At 45.1% G+C, this 3,882-nt stretch carries 2 protein-coding genes; one reads left to right on the forward strand and one right to left on the reverse strand.

The features are described 5' to 3' along the window. The first annotated feature begins 245 nt into the window (after positions 1-245). Positions 246-2,972 carry a TonB-dependent receptor plug domain-containing protein gene (locus Q0238_RS01200; protein WP_297942065.1) on the forward strand — a complete coding sequence of 909 codons (2,727 nt, stop codon included), beginning with the start codon at positions 246-248 and terminating at the stop codon, positions 2,970-2,972. 246 nt (positions 2,973-3,218) lie between these two features. Here Q0238_RS01200 and Q0238_RS01205 read toward each other — a convergent pair. Further along, positions 3,219-3,882: hypothetical protein (locus Q0238_RS01205; protein WP_297942068.1), on the reverse strand; the 664-nt coding region annotated here is incomplete at its 5' end.

Raw genomic sequence — 3,882 nt, forward strand, 5'->3', positions numbered from 1 at the left:
TAAATTTATGCAGTTTAAAAACGAACTCAAGAATAAAGCTCAATTAAATCTATCTGCATCGCGCATAGATTTTAGATAAATTTTATTATAGAATGGAATTGCCTCGCCGATATATCGATGTTTTGTTACATTTTTTCTATTGTTTGCATAAGTCGTATAATTGTTATCACTTTTATTGAAATTTAAAATATTATTGGCTAAATTTCCTCAGTCTTAATTTTTATTTTCAAAAAAAAGGAGAAAAAATGATTGTCGGTTTTTGGGCCTGTAAGCCATGTGAAAGCGGCGCAGGCCGCAATTATTCCGCTTCCGTAAAAGGTGAGAAATCCACTCAAAATCGCTGCGGGGGGGGGCTTGCACGCTCCTTAATAGTCGCGGCGTGTCTTTGCGGTCTAAGCGTCGCGCAGGATTCGTCTGAAAATAACGCAACAAGAAGCGTTGTTACCAAAGAAGGCTCGGAGGCACGAAGCTCGGCTGCTACGACAAATAGTTATAAATTTCCCGAAATAGTAGTTGTTGGCAACATCGACTCGAGTCTGACGAGCGTCGGCGACAGCTACGGCGGTACGCAAAAGATAAGCAGGACGATGATCGAGTCGATGCCTAGCGGTAACGGCGATTTCGTGCAGCTTCTGCGCACCAATCCAAACGTGCAATTCAGCTCCACGAACCGCCAGAGCACGACGCTAGGCGAGATCAGCCCCGCAAATATCAGTATCAACGGCGCGAAGTATTGGCAAAACAACTTTATGCTTGACGGCGCGAATATGAATAACGATCTCGATCCCGCTAGAAACCCGGGCGGCAATCCTACGCGCTTTTCGGCGTTTGATACGATGAATTCCGTTTCGCAAGGTATGGCGATCGATAGCGATTTTTTACGGAGCGTCGAGGTGCACGATAGCGGCGTCTCCGCCAAATACGGCGGATTTACCGGCGGCGTAGTGGAGGCTAAGACGCGAGATCCGCGCGCGGGCTTTCACGGCAAGTTTTCAATGCAGCATACCGAGGATAGCTGGACTAGATACCATATCTACGGCGATGAACAGAGCTTTGAAAACTCCGCTACGCCGCTAAATCAGCCGAGATTTGATAAGTGGATCACGAGATTAAATTTAGAGGGCACCGTTACCGAAGATCTGGGCTTGATGTTCGGCTACACCAACACTAGAAGTAAAATTCCGCTCAAGGCCTATGACAGAAGATACAACGCCGATACGACCATCACCGAGCGAGTTCAGAGGCGAAATATTGACAACTACTTTCTAAAAGCGCTTTGGTATGCAAGTGACCGCCTAACTATAACGCCTAGCGTAACTTACGCGCCCGAGCGAAACAAGATGTTTAACGACCACGTCAAAGACTCCTACGCCGATATGAAATCGGGCGGTTTAAATTTAGCGCTTAAAACCGACTACGATGGCGATTTTGCTAGATTTAATCAAATTTTATCCTACAGCAAGCTGGAGAGTTCGCGTGATGCCGAGAATGAATATTACAGGGCTTGGCAATACTCAAACGTAAAGAATTGGGGCAGTAAAATTTTATCTGCCGCAGCGATAGAGGGTGGCTTTGGGGATCTCGATCAGACTCAAAAGAGCCTTTCATACAACGCGGATCTGGAGTTTAACGAATTTGATCTCGGCGGCAGCAAGCATAGATTTATCACAGGCTTTGAGTTTAAAAAGCAAGAGGCTAAATTTAACGTAAAAAAAGAGTTTATGACCGCTGGCGGAATAGCACCGCTACCTGCGGGTGTAAATGCTTGCGATCCGAATGACGAGCTCTGCTCGATAGACGATTCTTTTGCGAGGCGTGGTAGAATCGGCCAGTTTTTTACGCGAAAAAGCTATTACAAGGGCAATACTAAGGTAGATATGAAGAGCTTGGCGGTTTATCTGGAGGATGAGATAAAAATCGGTGATCTTACTTTGCGACCGGGCGTAAGACTAAATAGGGATGATTATATGAAGCAAACGACTGCGGCGCCGAGATTTAACAGCTACTACGATATTTTCGGCGACGGCGATTCGATTCTTAGCTTCGGTGCAAACCGCTACTACGGACGCAATCTCTTTACCTACAAATTAAGAGAGGGGCGAGAGGGGCTCGCCACTACCTACACGCGCCCGCGCAATGCCTATACGCAAAACTGGACGCAACTGCCAAAAGACCCGTCTCTAACTAAATTTAACGAGCTAAAGGTACCTTATGAGGATGAGCTGGTATTTGGGGCAAAGCAAAAGCTTGGGAATTTTGAGTTTTTCGGCAAATATGTAAGCCGCAAGGGCAGGGATCAGATCATCAAATCTACGCGAAGAGATCTAGGTCTAGCGCCGAATCCGAACTACCAAAACAACTATCAAACCTTTACTAATGACGGCAGAAGCGAAAATAAAATTTTAACCTTCGGCGTTAAAACGATCGATGATTATGAGGCCTTCGGTACGCTAAATGGCTTTGAGCTAGGCTTTGAACACATCAAGATGAAAACGAACAACACCCTTTACGACATATCGCTTGATAGAGAAACGCTTGAAGATGAAAAGATCGTCGAATATGACGGCAGGCTGATGAGGCTATCGGAGCTGCCGGCGCAGGACTACGCTAGGCCTTGGACGGCGAGCCTAAATATCATCACGAAAATTCCAAGCTACGGCATCAGCGTAAATAACTTCCTCTCGTTTAAAGGCTCGCAAGAAGCGATCGCTCGCACGGGCAGGACGCCTGCGGGCAAGTATCCTGCCAGATATGACAAATACGAAAAGGTAAATCTCGGCAAAAGCTACAGCTGGGATGCGCGCATCGGATACGCCAAAAAGATGGCGGGCGAGGTGGAATTTTTTACGAATTTAGACATCTACAACGTCCTAAATAAGCGCAACAAAGCAAGGCTTAGCAGCGATACCTCGCTCGATCTGGTCTATGAGGCGGGCAGGCAGTTTTGGCTGGAAGCGGGCATTCGGTGGTAGCATAAGCTAAATTTGCGGAGCTTTTAAAATTTCACGGCTCCGCAAAATTTCGTGAAATTTTTTAAATTTAGGGCATTTTGCGGAATTTCAAATTTCACGCCGTGCTCCTTAGAATTTCGTACCGCACGCCGTAAAATTTTAACGTATGCGAAATTATAAAATTTACGCCCAAATTTAACTTGCAATCAATTTAAGGAGTCGAAACGACTTTTTAAATTTAACGCCGATATCGCTTAATAAGCCTTTTCATTGAAATATCACAAACTGCTTTTGAAATTTTGACGGGCTGATCCGCCGCTCTTTCAGCATGTAGCGGCAAACTCTTTCAAAGTCCTCCCCGCTCATCATAAAACTAATAAATCCGCCCCTGCCGTCATAGATGATCAAAGTATCGATCGCACGGAAGCTAAATTTCCCCTCCGTGATCTTTGAAAAAATCAGCTTAGAAGCGAAAAACGGCAAAATCAATGCCGCCACGCTCATAATAAAAATTATAAATCCTCTAAGGCTTTGTAAAAATCCGGCAAACGCGATGCCTATCACGATGAACGAAAATACAATGCCTGCGGAATTTCTAGCCGGCACGATATGTCCGAATAGCGGTATGGCGGTGAGCTTTATGAGCGATATCTCATAAAATTTTATAGATTTCGTGATTTTGCCTTTATTGACGTAGTTGATGCTCCTGTTCGTCAAATGAACAAAGCGCGTATGGGCGCTGTTGAGATAAGACACGACGGCGAATACTACAGGAACAAACGGCGTATAGTATGGGAAAATATCGCCTATATACAGAAACACCGGTACCGCCAAGGGAGCGAAGAATAGATTATAAATAAAGAATACTATTATGTTGTAGTCTTTTACGACGAGGGGTTTATTATCAAATTTCAGCGGATTTCGGCGCTTG

The organism is uncultured Campylobacter sp. (genome assembly GCF_938045775.1).
Classification (GTDB): domain Bacteria; phylum Campylobacterota; class Campylobacteria; order Campylobacterales; family Campylobacteraceae; genus Campylobacter_B.